We start from the raw sequence: 19,458 nt of genomic DNA, 5'->3' as shown, positions 1-19,458 counted from the left end.
CTGTACAAAACTGAGCCGCACCAGCTCAGACGGGGGACGCCAGCCGATTGGACCCACCTATGCGCACACCGCTCACCGTCGCCATCGCCGCCGCATTGGTCACCGGCTGTGGCGCCGCCGCTTCACCCGCTGCCCCGCGCAGCACCGACTATCTCAAGGACGGCACCTTCGTCTACGCCCTGCCGGACGATCCGGGCATCCTCGACCCTTACCGCAACATCATGCCGATCGGCGAGATGGGCTCCCTCACCTACGACTCCCTCGTCAACCTCACCCCCGAAGGCAAGGTCGTCTCCGGCCTGGCCGAGACCTGGAAGTCCGACGCCACGACCTCCGCCTTCACCCTCAAGCAGGGCATCACCTGCTCGGACGGCTCCGCGCTCACCGCCTCGACCGTCGCCAGAGCCCTCACCTTCCTGAAGGACCCCAAGAACCAGACGGTGCTGTACGGCCTGCTCGTGCCCACCACCCCCTTCACGGTGAAGGCCGACGACGCCAAGCGCACCGTCACGGTGACCATGAAGACGCCCACCGCGCTCGTGCTCGAGACGCTCGGCCGCGTGCCCATCGTCTGCGACAAGGGCCTGGACGACCCCAAACTCCTGGCTGCGGGCTCCGTCGGCAGCGGGCCCTACATGCTCAGCGAACTCGTGCGCGGCGACCACTACACCTTCACCCGCCGCCCCGGCTACACCTGGGGCCCCGACGGCGCCGGAACCGACGCCCCCGGCATGCCCGCCAAGATCGTGGTCAAGATCGTGCCGAACCCGACGACCCGCGCCAACCTGCTGCTGTCCGGCCAGATCCACATGGGCGAGGTCAGCACCGCCGACCGCCCGCGCCTCGTCTCCCGCAACCTGGAACGTTACGAGATCCCCGCCATCCTCGGCGAGCTCTGGTTCAACCAGCGCGACGGCCGCCCCGGCTCCGACCCGCTCGTCCGCCGCGCCCTGACCGCCGCCCTCGACCTCGACGAACTCGTCAGCGTCGCCACCGCGGGCACCGGCAAACGCGCCACCAGCATGATCGCCAACTCCGCCCAGCCGTGCGCCGCCGACACCGTGACCGGCCAGCTCCCCGCCACCGACCCCGCCCAGGCCGCCGCCCTCCTGGACCAGGCCGGCTGGGCCAAGGGCGCCGACGGCACCCGCGCCAAAAACGGCAAGAAACTGCAGGTGGACCTCCACTACAGCCCCTCAGAAGGCCCCGGCACCGTCGCCGCCACCGAACTCGTCGCCAAACGCTGGCAGGCGATCGGCGCCACCGTGAAACTCACCGCCGACGACGTCAGCGCCGCCTCCAGAGCCATGTTCGAAACCGGCGACTTCGACGTCTACTGGGCCGGGTTCGCCTTCGGCCTGCCCGTCCACATCGTCCCCTGGGCCGCCGGCCCCGTCCCGCCCAAGGGCCAGAACATCACCGGCATCGACAACCCCGCGTTCACCGAACTCGCCGCCCAGGCCGCCGCCACCACCGGCGCCGCCGGCTGCGCCCTCTGGAACCAGGCGGAACAAGCGCTCTTCAAGACCGCGGACGTCGTCCCCATCGCCCGAGCCGACCGGGCCTTCTTCTTCCACAAATCCCGCGCCCAGACCGAAGGCTGGCTCCAGCAGCCCATCCCGACCAGCATCAGGATGCTCAAATGACGTGGGCGTCCTTCGCCCTGCGCAGGACCCGCAGGTTCGCCGCCTCCCTGTGGGTCCTCGTCACCGCCTCATTCCTGATGATCCACCTCATCCCCGGCGACCCCGTCCGCGGCGCCCTCGGCCTGACCGCCCCCGTCGAACTCGTCAACGCGCGCCGCGCCGCCCTCGGACTCGACGACCCCCTCTGGTCGCAGTACCTCGGCTTCCTGCGCGGCCTCGTCACCGGCGACCTCGGCACCTCGATGATCAGCAACCTGCCCGTCGCCCAGACCATCGGCGAACGCCTGCCGGAAACGGCCAAACTCGCCCTGCCCGCCTTCGCCGTCGTCCTCCTCGTCGCCATCCCCCTCGGCCTCGTCATGGCCGTCCTGACCCGGGGCGGGCGACGCCGGGGCGGCGAACTGGCCTTCACCTCCACCAGCGTCTTCCTGGCCGCCATCCCCGAGTTCCTCCTGGCCGTCGGGCTCGTGTACGGCTTCGCCGTACAGCTGGCGTGGTTTCCCGTGGCCGGACGGGACGGCCTGAGCTCCTACGTCCTGCCGGTGCTGGCCCTGTCGATCGCGCCTGCCGCCATCCTGGCCAGGATCGTGCGAGTCGAGCTGCTGTCCGTGCTCGGGCATGACTACATCCGTACGGCACGGGCCAAACGGCTGACCGCGCGGCTCGTGTACACGCGGCACGCGCTGCCCAACGCGCTCACCGCCACCCTGACGCTCGCCGGGCTCACGCTCACCTCGATGGTGGTCGGGACCGTGCTGGTGGAGAACGTCTTCGCGTGGCCCGGGATGGGGTCGACGATCGTGGCGTCGATCCTGCAGAAGGACTATCCGATGGTGCAGGGGATCGTCCTCGTGTACGGGGCCATGGTGCTCCTGGTGAACCTGCTGGTCGACGTGCTGCTGGCGGTGCTCGACCCACGATCGCTGATCAAGGAGGGCTAGTGGCATTCACGTGGGGTGGTAAGTGGGCGGCCGCCGTCCGGACGCCGGTCGGGGCATGCTCCGCCGTACTCCTGCTGCTCGTGGCCGCGCTGGCGGTGCTCGCGCCCGTCCTGTGGGGCGAGGCCGCCGAATTCACCGACACCAAGGCCATCCTGCAGGACCCGTCATCGGCGCACCTGCTGGGCACCGACCGCCTGGGGCGCGACATCCTCCTGCGCATCCTGGTCGCCACCCGCCTGTCGGTCTCGCTGGCGCTGGCCGCCACCGCGATCGGCCTGGTCGTGGGAGTCGTGCTCGGCCTGGCCCCCTCCGTGCTCCCCCGGCGGGCCGGGCGCATGGTCACCGCCGCCGTCAACATCGCCGTCGCCTTCCCCGCCCTGCTGCTCGCGCTGTTCCTGGCGGTGATCTTCGGCGTCGGGATGACGGGCGCGGTGCTCGCCATCGGCCTGGCCGGAGCCCCCTCCTTCGCCCGCCTCACCCACACGCTCGCCGCCTCGGTCTCCGGCCGGGACTACGTCGCCGCCGCCAAGGTCGCCGGGGTGGGCAGGATCAGGCTGATGACCCGGCACATCCTGCCCAACATCGCCGAACCCCTGATCATCAACGCCACCATCGGCGCCGGCGCCTCCCTGCTGGCCTTCGCCGGGCTCTCGTTCCTCGGCATCGGCATCCAGGCGCCCGCCTACGACTGGGGCCGCCTGCTGGGCGAAGGGCTCGACCGCATCTACACCAACCCCCTGGCCGCCCTGGCTCCCGGCGCCGCCGTCGTGCTCATCGGGCTGGCGTTCAACCTCTTCGGCGAGACGGCCGCCGCCGTACTCGGCCTGCGCGCCCCCCGCACCCGCTACGCCGCGCGGGGTGATGCGACGAACGTAACCCCTTCGGCGGAAGACGACCTCCTCGTGGTCGAGGACCTCGAGGTCTCCTTCCCCGGCGTCACCCCCGTGCGCGGCGTCAGCTTCAGCGTCCGCTCCGGCGAGGCCGTCGGCATCGTCGGCGAATCGGGCTCCGGCAAAAGCCTCACCGCGCTGGCCGCCGCCGCGCTCATCGAGCCGCCCGGCCACGTCCGCGCCGGCCGCCTCGACTTCCTGGGCACCGCCGTCCTCGCCACCCGCCCCGCCGACCTGCGCAAACTCCTCGGCACCAACCTCTCCATGGTCTTCCAGGACCCCATGACCTCCTTCAACCCGACCCGCCGCATCGGCCGCCAGCTCGCGGAGGTGGCCGAGGTCCACCAGGGCGCCTCCCGCCGGGACGCCATGGCCCGCGCCGTCGACCGCCTGCGCGCCGTCCACGTCACCGACCCCGAACGCCGCGTCCACCAGTACCCCCACGAGTTCTCCGGCGGCATGCGCCAGCGCGCGATGATCGGCATGGGCCTGATGGCACAACCCCGCCTGGTCATCGCCGACGAACCCACGACCGCCCTGGACGTGCGCGTCCAGCGCGAGGTGCTGCGCCTCCTGTCCCGCATCCGCGAGGACGGCGCCGCCGTACTCCTCATCAGCCACGACATCACCGTCATCAAGCAGACGTGCAGCCGCCTGCTGGTCATGTACGCCGGCCAGATCGTCGAAGACCTCCCCGTGGCAGCGCGCCCCCGCCACCCCTACACCCGCTCGCTCCTGGCCGCCGTCCCCGACCTGAAAACGGACCGCAACCTGCCCCTGGCCACCATCCCCGGCCGTCCGCCCGACCCCAGCGAGTTCCCGGCCGGCTGCGCCTTCGCCCCCCGCTGCGCCCTGGCAGAGGACCGCTGCTCCACCGAAGCCCCACCCCTGACCTCACTGGCCCCCACCCACCGAGTCGCCTGCTGGCACCCCGAGGCCGCCTCATGAGCGATCTGCACTTCGACGCCGTCACCATCGAGTACGGCCCCGCCCGCGCAGTGGACGCGGTCACGCTGACCGTCCCTTCAGGCACCACACTCGGCCTGGTAGGCGAATCCGGCTCCGGCAAATCCACCCTGGCCCGCGCCGCCGTGGGCCTGTCCCCCATCGCCGCCGGCCGCGTCCTGCTGGACGGCATCGACGTCAAACACCTGCCCCGCCGCCCGCGCCCCCTCCAAATGGTCTTCCAGGACCCCTACTCCGCCCTGAACCCCCGCATGACCATCGGCGAGTCCATAGCCGAACCCATGCCCCGCCCCACGCCCGTCGCCGACCTGATGACCCTCGTCCACCTCGACCCCAGCCTGGCCACCAGACTCCCCGGCCAGCTGTCCGGCGGCCAACGCCAACGCGTCGCCCTCGCCCGCGCCCTCGCCGCCCGCCCCCGGGTCATCATCGCCGACGAGATCACCTCGGCGCTGGACGTGTCGGTGCAGGGGGCCCTGCTCAACACCATCCGAGACCTGCAGAGCGAGATGGACCTCACCATGCTGTTCATCTCCCACAACCTGGCCGTGGTCCGCTACGTCAGCGACACGATCGCCGTCATGTACCAGGGCACCATCGTGGAATCCGGCCCCACCTCCGAAATCATCACCAACCCCACCCACCCCTACACCCGCGACCTCCTGGACGCCTCCGCCCTGGGCTGAGTAGAGCGCGAGAGTCTTTCAGATCAGAGATCTTGGGCAAGAGTCCGCTGGGCAACACCAACGTGCCATCCTGCAATACGGTGGGCCACCGTCCGCTGGTAGCGCTCCTGCAGCAGCCCGGACAACACCGTCACAACCGCGACAGCAACGGCCGCACCTCCGATGACCCACCTGGAATGCGGCCATCACCGCCGAAGCTGCACCCGCCGCTGACAAGAGGATCGCGGTGAGAAGTATTCGGCCCTCCTGCCACCGGCCACTGCTCATGTTCACCCCTCTCATGCCGGCGCTCGGAGGGTGACACACCAGGCCCACGACGGAAAGTCGATCCAGGCCGTTGGCAGGAGGACATCACCATCGGGCGGGCGCGAAGCACTAACCGCACCAGAGTCGGCAAGACAGGGCGTACTCCAGCCACCGACTACTCCCTGCCAAGCCTGCCGGCCGAAGGGACCAAGTCGGTCGCCTCACTGCACGACGGCACCTGCGACCTGTCCCATCCCGGGTCACCGTCCGCGACCGCGGTCATGCTCCGACGTACGACTGACACCGTGGAATGGCTGGTCCTGGCAGACTCGGTGCTCGCCCTGGACACGGGGAGCCCATGGCCATCTGCGACGACCGCGAAGCCCAGATCGGCGCCTCCCACCGGGCCCAGATGGACGCTCTTCTATCTGGCACCCCGGAGCACACCCAAGCCCACCGCCGCTACGTGGAGACCTTGCGCTCCTACCGCAATCGCGACGGAGGCTTCTGGGTGACGGCCACCGATGGGTAACGGCCACCGATCCCCAGGCCGCAGGCCAAGCCCTCACTGGCAGCATGCCACCTGACAAGGTCCACGCGGCGGCGCTCCTCAGCGACGGCGCATCCCACCCGGTCGCCCGCTTCGCCATCACCACCTGGCGCCAAACCCTCGACCTCCTCGCCGGCCAAGGCCCCCAAGCCCTGCTCCAGCAGGTCCGAGACGCCGAACGCGCCGACCCTGGACGCAAACGCTGGCCACGTGGCAAGGCATACGACGACGCCACGGCGACGTACTGCCCCTTGTCGGGAATGGGTCTCAAGATTCGTGCCAGCCGGCCTTTTCGGTATGCCCCTCCCCCGTAGGAACGGTGGGCGCAAGCGATACAAAGACAACGCGCGGAGCGAAGCGGAGCACCTTTGACCAGGGCGGGATCCAACTGCCCAACCACTTAGCCGGGCAACGGGCGGAGCAGAAAAGGGCGTCCGACCGGAGGGAGGCCCTTCAGGGGTCGAGCTTCAGCTCGACTGGAGAAACAGCCTTGCCCCCCACGCGCGAAGCGCGCATGAGGGGCAAGACCATGCCTTGCGGAGGCTCGGGGATTTGAACCCCGGATGGGCGGTAAACCCAAACCGCATTAGCAGCTCGGGTCCTGTGTGTCTGAACCTGCGCCAGCTCGGCGAACGCTGAGTCTTGGACTGCATGGAACGCCGGTGAACGGACCCGGATTGCAACTAGCGCTGCAACTAGAACGCTTCGTTCATCACGCCGCCGGCATCGCCGGTCTCTGATCCCCAGTGCGGACGCACACGCCCGTTCCACCTGATCATCCCGTCTGCCGTCGACCCGTCCACGGGGGAAGCGGGCCAGGGCCATGGCGGGCGGGATGATCAGATTTCCACCCCGGTCACCTACGAACCGTTCGCTCGGCAAGGCGATCATCCCGGAGCCGGAGCACCCCGCCGGAGGCATGGTTTACGTCGGTGGGCGATGGGAACTGGTGCCCAGTCTGCTGACCTGCAAGGACTTCCGGCGCACATGGCTTGCCAGGACCACACGCGCATATCGCTCGACTGAAGCACGGTGCCAGTATTCGCGCATCCGTCCGCCTCGATGCTCGCTGGGCCGGGGCTGAGGAACGAAGTCCCGGACCTTCGATCGCCCCCGCCGCTTACAACGGCCAACCACAAAGGGCGATCGCTAGAGCTGTATCTGTCAGAGCGTTTCGTGAGAACGTAGCGGCGATGAATGCGATTACCTTAAGTGCCGCCTTCATTACTGAATGTGATCACAGCTAGATCAAAGCCCAGGCTGAGTATCGGTTTGATAACGACTAGTGATTCATTTTTGCAAGAAATGCGTGATCCAAGCTACGCACCATTGAGGATAAATGCTGATAATACACCCAATTTGACAGGAAGTTCATCGGGAGCGCCGAGGTAATTGCTAACGATAAGTCCCACTTTGGCATGGTTGCGGGAGCAGCCAAACGAAATATTCGGGCGAACGCACGCGTCGCCCTGCGGCCCGTTAGAGTTATCGCCATTCAAATCGCGCTAGTGCGACGTTCACGAGAGCTCGGAGGAATCATGGCGATGACAAGCGCGGACCGCAACGCTCTGCTTTCACGATGGATTAAACCGTCAAGCGATTCAGAGCAAGAGCGGCAGGAGCGGGCCGTACGGATGATCAAGAATGCAGTGGAAGAGCATTCACCCTTCAGTGGCATCAGTATCAGCATCTATGCGAAGGGTTCGTACGCGAACAATACTAATGTCAAGCGCGACAGTGATGTTGACGTCGTCGTCGAATGCAATGAGTGCTTCTACTATGACTTCGCGCCGGAGATGACATCAGCTGATGTCGGATATGCCAAGCAGTATGTTCGCCCCTACGAGGGCCCCTGGCACTCAGACCTATGGCGTAAGGAGGTTGTCGCAGCTCTAACCAATAAGTTTGGCGACTCCGGAGTCGATACATCCGGAAACATTGCGATCAATATCGCAGAGGTGGTTGGCAGTCGGCCAAACGCGGACGTTGTTCCCAGCTACCCGCATAGGCGCTTCAAGGACGCTGCTCTAACGACCTGGGCCCTCGGTAGTCATGTGGTGGGGCGCGACTCATCTGACGTCGTGAACTGGCCGAACCAGCAACTAGAGAATGGACGTGCAAAGAACACGCGCACTGGCGGCAGATACAAGAACATGGTTAGAGCGCTCAAGAACGTTGAGAACGTTCTTGCTGAAGCCGATCTCCTCGACGACCTGCCCTCGTATTTGATGGAGTGTCTTGTTTACAACGTGGCAGACGACTCTCTCAAGAACGGTAGCCTCGATGATGCCTTCCAGCAAGTGCTGCTTGACCTGGCCGTTCCCCTTGTGGCTGCGGATGGGGCGAATGACTGGGTAGAGCCTAACGAGATCAAGAAGCTCTTCGGCGATCATCAGAAGTGGGCTGCACGGGATGCTCATGACCTTATCTTCGCTTCCCTAAGGTTCATGGGATATATAAGCTGAGGTAGTGCCATCACATGCTCAGTTCGCGCGATGGGGCGCAACGGCCCTCTCGATCGCTTACGCGATCGCGCTCTACGCGACCGGTGTGCACCCACAGACCGGCGTGGGCAAGGCAATTGGCTACGTGCCCACAGTAATTGGCTTGGCTGTTGTTGTCTTCGATAAATGGCTATGGCGATTTCCTTGGTTGCATCGCCTAGTGGGGCGTCCACGATTAGACGGTATGTGGAAGGCAAGCCTGCAACCAACTCCCGAGAGTCACATACCGGCCGGAGGAAATAGGGGGCCAATTAATGCCTACGTCATGGTTGAGCAGACCTATTGGTCGATCTGTGTAACCCTAATGACTCTAGAGAGCACCTCGCATTCCAGGGGTGCGGTGTTTAGCAAGGTGACCGATGGAGATCGGCATTGTCTGAGCTTCGTGTATGGAAATCGGCCGCGACAAGAGCACGCGCTCCGGAGTCCACCGCATATTGGTGCAGTCGAATGGAGTGTAAGCGGGAAGTCCCCTCGAGAGATGTTCGGGCACTACTGGACGGACCGTCTTACTACTGGGGACATGTGGTTGCAGTTTGTTGATCGAAATAGCGATCATGAATCATTTCGCGCTGCTCACAGTGCCTATCTTCAGTCGCGGAAGCGGCTGCCTTCGTCTTGATCTGCATGAGAAATCGTGGGCGAGAACAAAGTCCCGGCTTACGATCGACCGCGATACCTGCCATACCAGGGTAGCTGTGAAGACCGCCACGCCTGCGGTAGTAATCGTGGCATTATGCGGTCCGAGTGGCGGGTGCGCGCGAGAACGGCCCCCAGGCCGCACGCGCAGCGTGCGGCCGCCACTCGGACCGCGTGGCGGCGAGGAGCGCCGTCCTTGATCCATATAAGAGGGATTCGGCAGTGGTCCGCATAGCTGGGTGGTAGAACGCTGGGTGTGGAGGATCGTCGGGATCGGCTTCGGGCGCTTGGGGAGTTCGTACGGCGTCGGCGCAAAGAAGCTGGGCTGACCGGTAAGGATCTTGCCCTACGGGCTCAGATCGCTCAGCCGACGATTTCGCGGATCGAGACCGGACAGCTCCTTCCGACCCCTGAGACCGTTGATCGGCTAGTTGAAGCGCTCGACCTGGCTGCTGCATCTCGTGCCGAGTTGGACGCCCTTGTCCTCAGGCTGCGCGATGAGATCTCCCGGTTGAAGGGTGGGCTGGCTGGTCGGGAGTCGGCGAACATGGCGCGGGTCCGATCCGCCGGCCGTGTGGTGGCGTTTCAGGCGGGCATGATCCCGGCTCTCCTGCAAACGGGCGAATATGCCCGGCTCTGCCTGGCGTTCGGCAGCGACGTGGACGAGACGGATGCGGCCAAGGCTGCGGCTGTGCGAGTGGAAGCCCAAGCGGTGATCTTCGACCCCGGCCGAGAGTTCTCCTTCGTGCTCACAGAAGGTGCCGTTCGCACCTGGCCAGGTACTCCATCGTTGATGCTGGCCCAACTAGATCGCCTGGCCCAGGTGGCGACACTGCCCAACCTGCGCCTCGGCATCGTGCCATGGACGGTGCCGGCGCCTGGCCTGCCGTTGCACGGCTTCACGATCTATGACGAGTCGCTGAGCGTGGTGGAGAGCCTGACCGGTGATCTCACCATGAGCGAGCCGGATGAGTTGGCTAGCCACCTGGGGGCCTTCGAGGCTTTCGCTGCGGTCGCCGTGTACGGCGATGCCCTGCGGGAGCTGCTTGGCTCCATCGCCGCAGACTTCCGCAAGCTGGTTCCGCGATTCGAGAAGTGACGCATTTATGCGTCGAATACCTTGAGTGATAGCGAAGAACGCTCATACCCTGGCCGCATGGATGTATAGACCCCTAGACATCGGAGTCGTCCATGCCGCCCTTCTCGCGCTACTTCCTGGGCTCCGCCCCATCGGTCACCGAAGCCCGCCGGTTCGTCACGACCCTGCTCCTGGGCTCGCCACTGGCCAAGACCGCCGAACTCATCGTGAGTGAGCTGGCCACCAACGCCATCCACCACACCGCCAGCGGCCGATTCGGCGGACGCTTCGTCGTCACCGTCCAGGCCCAACCCAAACGAGTCTGGCTCGCCGTCGTCGATGAAGGCAGCCCCAGCACGCCTAAGTGCTTCCGCCCCTACCCAGAAGGAGAGGGTGGCCGTGGCCTGCTCCTGGTCTCGGAACTCTCGGCTGACTGGGGCATCTGGGGCGATGAGAACGGCCGCACCGTCTGGGCATCTCTGATCGCAGGTCAGGAGACGTCATGGACCTGAACCACTGCCTCGCCCCTCATCCGACTCCACCCCGCGAAGACTGCCTCCGCGTCACCTGGCTAGAGCCGAGAGGCGACGACCGATGCCGAGTGATCGCCTGGACTTGCGACTGCCGACGCCTCTACTTCGAGCTGTGCGCCTCCGGCGGTCTGACCTTCGTCCGACGCACCGTGCGCGAGACAGAATGGATCGTCACCGCCGAGACCCATCGCGGCCCGCTGCTGGAGACTGAGAAGATCTGGACAGCGCTCCTCCATGGCCTTGCCCGGTGAGTCCTCGCGGCATCCCCAATCGCCGGTCCGCTATCCGTGCGGTCAGCTCTGTGACCGGCGAAGCTGTGCAAATCGTACTGTCCAGGGGGATAGACGTCATTCCGTCTAGGGGCCTAGACTCACCGCAGGCAAGTAGTGGGGGGACCGTGCCATCCAACGACGTTGAGCGCATCGCCGCGATAGCAGACCCGTTCCAGCTTCTCAGGGTGGCGACGGAACGTCTCAATGCCGCGCAACTGGAAGTGACGGAGCTGTCCAGGCTCCGCCGACGAGTGATCCAGGACCTCCACGCCCAAGGACTCTCGTATGCCCAGATCGCCAAGGAGGCCGGATTGACACGCGGCCGTATCCATCAGATCCGCCACACGGGACCGGCCCCCGAGGGCGCGTTCCTCGGCAAGGGCACCATCACCCTGGCGACCCCTCTCAAGCGGGAGGCCACCAACGCCCGCCCCGTGGTCGCCATGGAAGACGTCACGGCCGCCAAGCGCCTGGAGGACCTGGCCCGTGGCTTCGGTCTCGCCATGGAGCTGGAGCACGTCCCGTTGGGCGGCGACATCGACCTCAACCGCCCCAACCTCATCGTCATCTGCGGCCCGAAGCTCTCACCCGTCATGGGGGCGCTTTACGAGTCCGATCCGATCTTCGAGTGGGTCAAGGATGACGTGTGGACGCTGCGCGACAGCCGTACCGGCACGACCTACCGCTCGGGCTCGGACAGCGACCCCGAACAGCCCATCGACTACGCCTACCTCGGCCGACTCCCCCGCCCGGACGGCAAGGGCACCGTCTTGGTCTTCACCGGCATCCACCCGCAGGGCACCCTCGGCGTGGTCCAGCTCCTCCAGACCGAGATCGCAGCCCTCTGGGGGCAGGTCGCAGACAAGTCCTTCTCCACGGTGATCAGCGCCGAATACGACCCCGAAACCGGGGAACCCGTGAAGGCAGAGCTTGCCAGCCCGCTCTACCTACACGAGGAGACATAGACCGGTGCGGGTCACCTTCGCCACCGAAGCCGCCCCAGGACGCCCGAACGAAGACTTCGTCGGCGCGACCCCGGAAGCTGCGGTTCTCCTCGATGGCGCGGGCACCCCGCCCGGCTCCGACGCCGGCTGCTCCCACGGCGTCGCCTGGTACTCCCGCACGCTCGGCTCGACTCTCCTCGCCGCGATGACGCAAAGCGCCGGCACCCTGGCCCAACTGCTAGGCGAGGGCATCAAGACGGTTGCGTCGATGCACGACGGGACGTGCGACTTGTCCCATCCAGGCTCTCCGTCGGCGACGGTCGTCATGCTCAGGCAGGCAAACCAAGCCGTGGAATGGCTCGTCCTGGCCGACTCGGTACTCGTCCTCGACACCGGCCCACAGCCCATGGTCATCTGCGACGACCGCGAAGCCCAAGTCGGCGCCCTCCACCGCGCCGAGATGGACGCGCTCCCCTCCGGCACCCCCGAACACACCGCTGCGCATCGCCGCTACGTCGAGACCTTGCGCTCCTACCGCAACCGCGACGGCGGCTTCTGGGTAGCGGCTGCCGACCCACACGCCGCAGACCAGGCCCTCACCGGAAGCCTCCCGGCTGACAAGGTCCACGCGGCGGCACTCCTCAGCGACGGTGCATCCCGCCCGGTCGACCGCTTCGCCCTGGCCACCTGGCGCCAGACCCTCGACATGCTCGCCCATGATGGGCCGAACGCCTTGATCAGACAGGTTCGAGAGGCCGAGCGCTCCGATCCGCAAGGAGCGCGTTGGCCGCGCGGCAAGGCTTTCGACGACGCGACTGCGGCCTACTGCATCCCCTGAATCGTTCCGTTCGAACGATTTCGAAAGCCCGGTGTTTACCCCCCTAGACAGTCGGGCATGATGGAGCTATCTTTCTTGTACAGCCCCCTAGACACCTCGCTTTCGCGGAACGGCCGCAACTGTCTAGAGGGGTAGACGGAGGAGGTGAGGCCACCATGGCACTTCAAGGACCCATCCCGGTCACGTTCAGCATGGTCTTCCCACACGGTTGCTACATTGTGGGCGAAGTCGAGCCCGTCAAGGACTTCGACGCCTCGACCAGCGGCCGGTTCGTCCAGGCTCGCGACAAGCAGACCCGCGAGCTGGTCTGGCAGGTCTCGGTGATGGACGCCGACCCCACGGTCAAGGCCACGCAGAAGACCGTGTCGGTCAAAATCCTCAGCCCGGTCCAGCCGGTTCCCCCGCCCCCGATGCCGGGGCTGCCGTTCACGCCGGTTGAGTTCGACCACGTCACCGCCACGCCGTACGTGAACGGGAGCGGCCGACTGGCGTACTCGATCAAGGTCCGCGAGATGCACGCCCCCCGCACCGCGCACAAGCCGGTCGCCAAGGACGCGGCATGAGCAGGCGGCAGGCTCACCCGACGAGCGTGATCACTCTCAACACCCGTGATGGCGCGACCGCCCAGAACCATGTCTACCCGCTACGAACCCCGGTCCTCGGGCTGGCCTTCGGTCTGGTCCAGGTCCAGATCACCACGTCTTCCCCCGCCCGCGTCACGGTCGCCGACGTCGAGTTCGCCCGCCAGCTCGCCGCCCAGACCCACGACTTCGCCCGAGCCGTCGAACGCGCCTACCGCAGAGGAGTAGCAGCATGACCGACCACGCCCCGTACACCTACATCAGCGTGGCCCTCACACCGAAAGAGGACCCGTTTGTCGCCGTCTCGTTCCACGACGCCGAGATGTGGATCCGCGCGACGGTGCTCGCCGACCGCCAGCCGCTGCTCCACATGTCGTGCGGCAAGGCGAGCGTCTCCGTCTCGACCACCGGCGCCGGTCCCGTCAGTGACGCCGACGTGACGACCGCCCGCACCCTCTTCGAGGCCGCGTCTCGGTACCTCGCCGACTGCGAGCGCCTGCACGCCGAGCAGGCCACCGCGGCTGCCTGATGTACGGCGGGGCCGCTGGAAGCGGCAACTTCCGGCGGCCCCTTGATCTCCCCTACACGCGAATGTCTGGAAGGACTCCACTCTAATGTTCAAGAAGATGCCCGGCGAAGAGCCGCATCGCATCGTCTCCACGACCCCGGACACGGCCGTCGTCTTCCAACCGGCCGTCGTCAAAACCCCCGCGATCATCACCTTCATCGTCTTCGGCTGGCGTGCTCTCTCCAGCCTCATCCGCACGACGTGGCGTCACCCCATCGCGGTCCTCACCGTCGTCGTGCCTGCCGTGCTGTGGTTCCTGTACGGCTGGCGCACCGCCGTACTGCTCGTCACCCCGATCCCGGTAGGACTGCTCACCTGGAGCCTGATCGACCGATCCACGTTCGCCCACTGGATCGGCTGGCGGCTGCTGGCCTGGTGGCGCCTGATCTGGATTTACCGCCGCCACTGGCAACCGGTGATGATCGTCTCTGGTCTTGGCAGGCACATCCGCGGCCGCGACTACCTGCCCCGGCTCGGCAAGGTCACCTGTACCTCATGGGCCGACCTGGTCACCGTTCACATGCTCAACGGGCAGGCCGTCAAGGACTGGGCCGACCGTACCGACAACCTCGCCCAGGGCTTCGGCGCAAGCACGTGCCGAGTGTCCACGATCAAAGGCGGACGCCTGCTGCTCACGTTCCCCCGGCACGATCCATTGGTTGATCCGCTGCCCGCCGTACCCATCCCCGAAGAACCCACGGTCGGTCCGATCGAGGTCGGCAGACAGGAGGACGGGCGGCCCTGGTTCCTCAAGGTCCACAGCACTCACGTCTTGATCTCCGGCGCAACCGGGGCCGGCAAGGGCTCGATCCTGTGGTCCACGATCCGTGGCTTACTCCCGGCCATGCGAGCCGGGCTCGTCGAACTGTGGGCGCTCGACCCGAAGCTGATGGAGCTGTCCTACGGCCGCGAGATCTTCAACGGCCGCTACGCTGCCGACCCCGCCGAGTGCGCTGACCTGCTCGATGAGGCGGTCAACCGTATGCAGAAGCGCGCGACCCGCTATGCCGGTCAACGGCGCTCCCACGTCCCGACCGTGGCTGACCCCTTCGTCCTGGTGCTCGTCGACGAGGTGGCGTTCCTGACCGCTTACCAGGCGGACAAAGACCTCAAGCGGCGTATCTCCGCCGCTCTGGCCACCCTCACGACCCAAGGCCGCGCGGTCGGATTCGGCGTCATGGCCGCCCTCCAGGACCCGCGCAAAGAGGTCATGAACGTTCGCAACCTCTTCCCCGACAAGATCGCCCTGCGCCTCGACGAGTCCGAACAGGTGGACATGGTCTTGGGCGACGGTGCCCGCGACCGTGGCGCCCTGGCCGACCAGATCTCCCCGAACCCCGAGCTGGGCGCCGGTATCGGCTACGTCCGCCTGGAGACCAGCCCCGACCCGATCCGCGTCCGCGCTGCATTCGTCTCCGACGCCGACATCCGCGCCATGGCCGGTGAGGCCGAATGACGCTCGCTCACTTCCTCGACGGCCTGCGCTGCGCCTGCTGCGGCCAGCTCAACGCCCTCTGGCTCGACCCCGTCCGCGCACTGGTCGAGTGCCGCGAATGCGGTCAGGCCGCGCTCATCGTCCTCGACGAAGGGAGGCCCGTATGACACCACGCCCTGTGCGAATCACTCAGCCTCTGGCCCGCGAAGTGGCCGAAGAGGTCGCCAAGCTCCATGGCGCCTGCATCCGCCCCATCGCCCTCAAGCGCCTCGACACCCGCAACGGCAAGCAAGAGATCATCGACGTTCCATGTGGCGCCTCGCTGGAAAGCAAGTGCCCGCCTTGTGCCAAGCGCAACCGGCACCTTCGGATGGCCCAGTGTCGCGAGGGCTGGCACCTCGCTGAAGAGCCCGTCACGAGTGAGACAACCGAAGAACAGCGCTGGCTGGTCGAGTTCCGCGCCGACATGCAAGCTCAGCGCGACGCGGCGGCCCAAGCCGACCAAGACACCACCGACCTGGACGCCATCCTCGACGGCCTCGACGCGGAGATCACCGCCTCGGGCACGCGCGGCTCAGTCCTCGGCCGCACGACCCCGAAGCGATCTCGGTCCACGAAGCGGCGGCAGGACGCCCCTGACCTGCCCAAGCGCCGCATGGTCAAGACGACGCTCGGCCGTACCTTCGAAGCGCCGGACGGGAACGTCTACCGGCCGTCCCTGTTCGTCACCCTGACGCTCCCGTCCTACGGCAGGGTTCGCAACGGCGCTCCCGTCGATCCGGACGCCTACGAGTATCGGCGCGCGGCCCGCGACGCGTTGCACTTCTCCAAGCTCGTAGACCGCTTCGTTCAGAACCTCCGGCGCGTGGCAGGCTACGACGTCCAGTACTTCGCCGCTGTCGAACCACAGAAGCGCCTGGCCCCGCACCTGCACATGGCCATCCGGGGAACCCTGCCTCGCGCCGAGATCAAGCAGATTGCCGCGGCGACGTACCACCAAGTGTGGTGGCCACAGGCTGATGAGGTCCGCTTCGACGGCGACCACCTGCCGGTCTGGGAAGACGGTTACCTCGACCCCGAGTCCGGCGAGTACCTGCCCACCTGGGACGAGGCACTCGACGACCTGGGCGCCGAACCCATGCACGTCATCCGCTTCGGCGACCAGGTGGACGTCAAGGGTGTGCTGTCCGGAACCCCGGACGCCGACCAGTGCATCCGCTATCTGTCCAAATACCTCACGAAGTCACTCGGTGAAGACTTCGCGGGACGGCAAGACCACGTGGACCGGTTCGTCGATGCCCTGCGCTACGAACCGTGCTCACCGACCTGCCCCAACTGGCTCCGCTACGGCGTCCAGCCCAAGAACGCCCGGCAGGGGATGCTTCCCGGCCACTGCCGCTCCAAGGCCCACAAACCCGACCACCTCGGCTACGCCGGCCGCCGCGTCCTGGTCTCCCGCAAGTGGTCCAACAAGACCCTCACCGTCCACAAAATGGACCGCCGCACCTGGGCACTGGAGGCCCTCGGTCAACCCGATGAACCCAGCGACCCCCATCGCTACATCTGGCGCCCGGTCAAACCCGGCGACCCCGACCTCCCCCCGCTCGGCCTGCGCCTGCTACGCAGCATCGCCCGCCGCCAACAACAACGAGCAGAACTTTCGGCAACCGAAGGGGAGGCGGCATGAAGCTCTTCTACCGCCCCAAGGAAGCCGCCGCCGTCCTCGGCATGAGCCGGACGGCGATCTTCCGCCTCCTTAGCTCCGGCGATCTGCGCTCGATCAAGCACGACGGTTACCGCCTCATCCCTGCGAACGCGCTGATCGAGTTCGCCGAGTCCCTCGAATCCAAGGAGGTCGCGTGATGGCCAAGAAGCCGGATGGCCGTTCCTCGATCTACTTCGGCAATGACGGTTACTGGCACGGCTGGGTGACAGTAGGCACGAAGCCTGACGGCTCTCCCGACCGCCGCCATCGGATGGCGAAGTCCGAACCTGAGGTGACTCGCAAGGTCGCCGAGTTGGAGACTCAGCGCGACACCGGCCAGGTAACCAAGTCCGGCAAGGTCCCGACGCTGGCCGTGTGGATGGGGGAGTTCCTCGATGTCATCTGCGAACGCCTCGTGGCCTCGAACAAGATGGCGCCCCGCACCCTGGACGACTACCGATCGAAGAACCGCCACTGGATCGTCCCGCTTCTAGGTCGCCACCGGTTGAACCGGCTCGAAGCCGAGCACCTCGACAAGGCGTACACGATCATGCTGGAACGCGGGCTGGCACCGGCGACCGTGCTGAAGATCCACCGCATCCTCTCCAGGGCGCTCAAGCTCGCCCTGAGGCGCGGCAAGATCACGCGCAATGTCGCGACCCTTCTCGACGCGCCGACCGCGGAAGAGAGTGAGATAGAGCCACTGTCGCGCGAGGAAGCGCGCCGCATCCTCGACGTCGCGAAGACCAGGCGGAACGGCGCGCGCTGGTCCGTGGCGCTGGCGTTGGGCATTCGCCAGGGTGAGGCTCTTGGTCTGCGCTGGTCGTTCGTTGATTTGGAGACCGGAGAGATCCGGGCCTGGTTCCAGGTGCAGCGGCGCCCATGGCTGCACGGCTGTGACGACCCGCAGAAGTGCGGCGAGAAGTGGCACCGCCGCCCCTGCAAGAAGCGCTGCCCTATCCACAAGCACCGCTCGACCTGCAAGCCGGACTGCGCCCAGTCGGGTCATACCTGCTACAAGCGACCATGCCAGAAGGATTGCGCAGCACACGCGGACAAGTGCCCTCTGCGCAAGGGCGGCGGCATCGTGTTCCGGCAACGCAAGGGCAAGCGCAAGCTGACCCTCCAGTGCCCGGCCGCGCTCCTGGGCGTGCTTCGCGAACACCACGCCATGCAGCTCAAGGAACGTGAGATAGCCGGCGACCGATGGACCGACCTGGATCTCGTGTTCCCGACCAGGTACGGCGGGCCGGTCGAACGCACAGAGGACTGGAAGACCTGGAAGGCCATCCTCAAGGAGGCGAAGGTGAGAGACGTCCGGGTCCACGATGCCCGCCACACGGCGGCGACCCTCCTGATAGAGCAAGGCGTCCACATCCGCGTCGTCCAAGAGGTCCTCGGCCACACCCGCGTGACGACGACCGAGCGCTATACCCACGTCGCAAGCCCGCTCATGCGCGACGCCGGCGAACGACTCGCGTCCGCCCTGTGGGGAGACAGTTGCAACTAGGTCTGCAACTACGACAGCCATGAAGATCAAAAGGCCCTCCCTCGGTGTTCGAGGAAGGGCCTCTGTACTGCGGAGGCTCGGGGATTTGAACCCCGGATGGGCGGTAAACCCAAACCGCATTAGCAGTGCGGCGCCATAGACCTGACTAGGCGAAGCCTCCCGGTAGCCACTTGGCTCCCGACAGCGTACCGGCCTTCTGCCAAGGCAGCAAAGCGGTTACGTGAGGCATGTTGTCCACCGCCTGTGGATAACCCTGTCCACACCTGTGGACAGGGCACGCACCGAGCGCCGGCTACGCGGGATTCGCCTCGCCCTCGATCTCGATCTTGATCTTCTTGCCCACCAGGACGCCGCCCGCCTCCAGCGCCTGGTTCCAGGTGAGGCCGAACTGCTCGCGGTCGAACTCGGCGCTGATGCTGAACGCCCAGAGCTGCTGCCCCCAGGGGTTGGTGCCGGCGCCGTTGTACTCGACCTTGAGCTCGATCTCCTTGGTCACGTCGCGGATGGTCAGGTCGCCCACGACCGTGAACTCGTCGCCGGAGTGCCCCGTGACCCGGGTGGTCTTGAAGGTGAGGGTGGGGAACTTCTCGGCGGCGAGGAAGTCTTCGCTGCGGAGGTGGTTGTCGCGGTCGGGCTGGCCCGTGGTGATGCTCTCGGCCTTGATGGTGAGCTCGGCGGAGGACTCCAGCGGGTTGTCCGCGATGGTCACGGAGCCGTCGAAGTCGGTGAACTGGCCGCGTACCTTGCTGACCATCATGTGCTTGGCCGTGAAGCCGACGTTGGTGTGGGCGACGTCGAGCTTGTAGGTGCCGGCGGCGGGGATGTCCAGGCCGTCCCAGGTGCGGGTGCTCATGGCGGGTCTCCTTGCGAAGTGTTCTTCCGGGTAGATGCTTGCGTCAACAAATGTCTACACGAGGAATATTCCT

The 19,458-nt window shown here is 66.3% G+C and carries 21 protein-coding genes and 1 tRNA gene; 20 read left to right on the top strand and 2 right to left on the bottom strand.

From position 1 onward, the window contains the following. Positions 1 to 59 precede the first annotated feature (59 nt). The 20 genes from FVE25_RS20025 (at position 60) to FVE25_RS19935 (ending at position 18,532) form a co-directional block, all read left to right on the top strand. On the top strand, positions 60 to 1,646 hold the full coding sequence (locus FVE25_RS20025; RefSeq protein WP_157248533.1) for an ABC transporter substrate-binding protein: 1,587 nt from the start codon (positions 60 to 62) through the stop codon (positions 1,644 to 1,646). Continuing rightward, positions 1,643 to 2,587: an ABC transporter permease gene (locus FVE25_RS20020; RefSeq protein WP_157248532.1), complete on the top strand. Its 945-nt coding sequence runs from the start codon at positions 1,643 to 1,645 to the stop codon at positions 2,585 to 2,587. Before FVE25_RS20025 ends, FVE25_RS20020 begins: the two co-directional genes overlap by 4 nt. Then, positions 2,587 to 4,425, top strand: coding sequence for a dipeptide/oligopeptide/nickel ABC transporter permease/ATP-binding protein (locus FVE25_RS20015; protein WP_157248531.1), 1,839 nt, complete (start codon positions 2,587 to 2,589; stop codon positions 4,423 to 4,425). Before FVE25_RS20020 ends, FVE25_RS20015 begins: the two co-directional genes overlap by 1 nt. After that, positions 4,422 to 5,129 carry an ATP-binding cassette domain-containing protein gene (locus FVE25_RS20010; protein WP_157248530.1) on the top strand — a complete coding sequence of 236 codons (708 nt, stop codon included), beginning with the start codon at positions 4,422 to 4,424 and terminating at the stop codon, positions 5,127 to 5,129. The genes FVE25_RS20015 and FVE25_RS20010 overlap by 4 nt, the downstream gene beginning before the upstream one ends. A gap of 604 nt (positions 5,130 to 5,733) precedes the next feature. Next, positions 5,734 to 5,907 carry a hypothetical protein gene (locus FVE25_RS20005; protein WP_157248529.1) on the top strand — a complete coding sequence of 58 codons (174 nt, stop codon included), beginning with the start codon at positions 5,734 to 5,736 and terminating at the stop codon, positions 5,905 to 5,907. Between the two features lie 1,652 nt (positions 5,908 to 7,559). Further along, positions 7,560 to 8,390 (top strand): nucleotidyltransferase-like protein, encoded by an 831-nt coding sequence (locus tag FVE25_RS20000; protein WP_181019645.1) that lies wholly within the window; start codon positions 7,560 to 7,562, stop codon positions 8,388 to 8,390. A gap of 4 nt (positions 8,391 to 8,394) precedes the next feature. After that, complete coding sequence (locus FVE25_RS57040; RefSeq protein ID WP_181019644.1) at positions 8,395 to 9,051, top strand: Cap15 family cyclic dinucleotide receptor domain-containing protein; 657 nt, start codon at positions 8,395 to 8,397, stop codon at positions 9,049 to 9,051. Positions 9,052 to 9,324: 273 nt separating this feature from the next. Next, positions 9,325 to 10,167 carry a helix-turn-helix domain-containing protein gene (locus FVE25_RS19995; protein WP_157248527.1) on the top strand — a complete coding sequence of 281 codons (843 nt, stop codon included), beginning with the start codon at positions 9,325 to 9,327 and terminating at the stop codon, positions 10,165 to 10,167. A 92-nt stretch (positions 10,168 to 10,259) separates the two neighbouring features. Then, on the top strand, positions 10,260 to 10,658 hold the full coding sequence (locus FVE25_RS19990) for an ATP-binding protein (protein ID WP_157248526.1): 399 nt from the start codon (positions 10,260 to 10,262) through the stop codon (positions 10,656 to 10,658). Then, positions 10,649 to 10,930, top strand: coding sequence for a hypothetical protein (locus FVE25_RS19985; protein WP_157248525.1), 282 nt, complete (start codon positions 10,649 to 10,651; stop codon positions 10,928 to 10,930). Before FVE25_RS19990 ends, FVE25_RS19985 begins: the two co-directional genes overlap by 10 nt. A gap of 206 nt (positions 10,931 to 11,136) precedes the next feature. Beyond that, on the top strand, positions 11,137 to 11,916 hold the full coding sequence (locus tag FVE25_RS19980; protein ID WP_246267217.1) for a sigma factor-like helix-turn-helix DNA-binding protein: 780 nt from the start codon (positions 11,137 to 11,139) through the stop codon (positions 11,914 to 11,916). A gap of 4 nt (positions 11,917 to 11,920) precedes the next feature. Next, the gene (locus FVE25_RS19975) at positions 11,921 to 12,733 is read left to right on the top strand and encodes a protein phosphatase 2C domain-containing protein (RefSeq protein WP_157248523.1); all 813 of its coding nucleotides are present in this window, start codon (positions 11,921 to 11,923) and stop codon (positions 12,731 to 12,733) included. 155 nt (positions 12,734 to 12,888) lie between these two features. Beyond that, the gene (locus FVE25_RS19970; protein ID WP_157248522.1) at positions 12,889 to 13,296 is read left to right on the top strand and encodes a plasmid replication, integration and excision activator; all 408 of its coding nucleotides are present in this window, start codon (positions 12,889 to 12,891) and stop codon (positions 13,294 to 13,296) included. Next, on the top strand, positions 13,293 to 13,550 hold the full coding sequence (locus FVE25_RS19965) for a hypothetical protein (protein ID WP_157248521.1): 258 nt from the start codon (positions 13,293 to 13,295) through the stop codon (positions 13,548 to 13,550). The genes FVE25_RS19970 and FVE25_RS19965 overlap by 4 nt, the downstream gene beginning before the upstream one ends. Further along, positions 13,547 to 13,843: a hypothetical protein gene (locus FVE25_RS19960; RefSeq protein ID WP_157248520.1), complete on the top strand. Its 297-nt coding sequence runs from the start codon at positions 13,547 to 13,549 to the stop codon at positions 13,841 to 13,843. Before FVE25_RS19965 ends, FVE25_RS19960 begins: the two co-directional genes overlap by 4 nt. Before the next feature lie 85 nt (positions 13,844 to 13,928). Then, on the top strand, positions 13,929 to 15,338 hold the full coding sequence (locus tag FVE25_RS19955) for an FtsK/SpoIIIE domain-containing protein (RefSeq protein WP_157248519.1): 1,410 nt from the start codon (positions 13,929 to 13,931) through the stop codon (positions 15,336 to 15,338). Further along, positions 15,335 to 15,484, top strand: a complete 150-nt coding sequence (locus FVE25_RS19950; RefSeq protein ID WP_157248518.1) for a hypothetical protein — start codon at positions 15,335 to 15,337, stop codon at positions 15,482 to 15,484. Before FVE25_RS19955 ends, FVE25_RS19950 begins: the two co-directional genes overlap by 4 nt. After that, on the top strand, positions 15,481 to 17,004 hold the full coding sequence (locus tag FVE25_RS19945; protein WP_157248517.1) for a replication initiator: 1,524 nt from the start codon (positions 15,481 to 15,483) through the stop codon (positions 17,002 to 17,004). The genes FVE25_RS19950 and FVE25_RS19945 overlap by 4 nt, the downstream gene beginning before the upstream one ends. Beyond that, complete coding sequence (locus FVE25_RS19940) at positions 17,001 to 17,180, top strand: helix-turn-helix domain-containing protein (RefSeq protein ID WP_157248516.1); 180 nt, start codon at positions 17,001 to 17,003, stop codon at positions 17,178 to 17,180. The genes FVE25_RS19945 and FVE25_RS19940 overlap by 4 nt, the downstream gene beginning before the upstream one ends. After that, entirely contained in the window at positions 17,180 to 18,532 is a 1,353-nt protein-coding gene (locus FVE25_RS19935) for a tyrosine-type recombinase/integrase (protein ID WP_281367877.1), read from the top strand. The genes FVE25_RS19940 and FVE25_RS19935 overlap by 1 nt, the downstream gene beginning before the upstream one ends. Before the next feature lie 70 nt (positions 18,533 to 18,602). Here the strand turns inward: FVE25_RS19935 and FVE25_RS19930 are convergent. Both FVE25_RS19930 and FVE25_RS19925 read right to left on the bottom strand, forming a co-directional pair. Beyond that, a tRNA-Ser gene (locus tag FVE25_RS19930) sits at positions 18,603 to 18,692 on the bottom strand. Between the two features lie 132 nt (positions 18,693 to 18,824). Next, a complete protein-coding gene (locus tag FVE25_RS19925) occupies positions 18,825 to 19,385 on the bottom strand; it encodes a YceI family protein (protein WP_157248515.1) in 561 nt (186 codons plus the stop codon). Between the last annotated feature and the right edge of the window lie 73 nt (positions 19,386 to 19,458).

It is taken from the genome of Nonomuraea typhae (assembly GCF_009760925.1).
Taxonomy (GTDB): Bacteria; Actinomycetota; Actinomycetes; order Streptosporangiales; family Streptosporangiaceae; genus Nonomuraea; species Nonomuraea typhae.
This window is presented reverse-complemented; position numbering and strand designations above follow the sequence as displayed.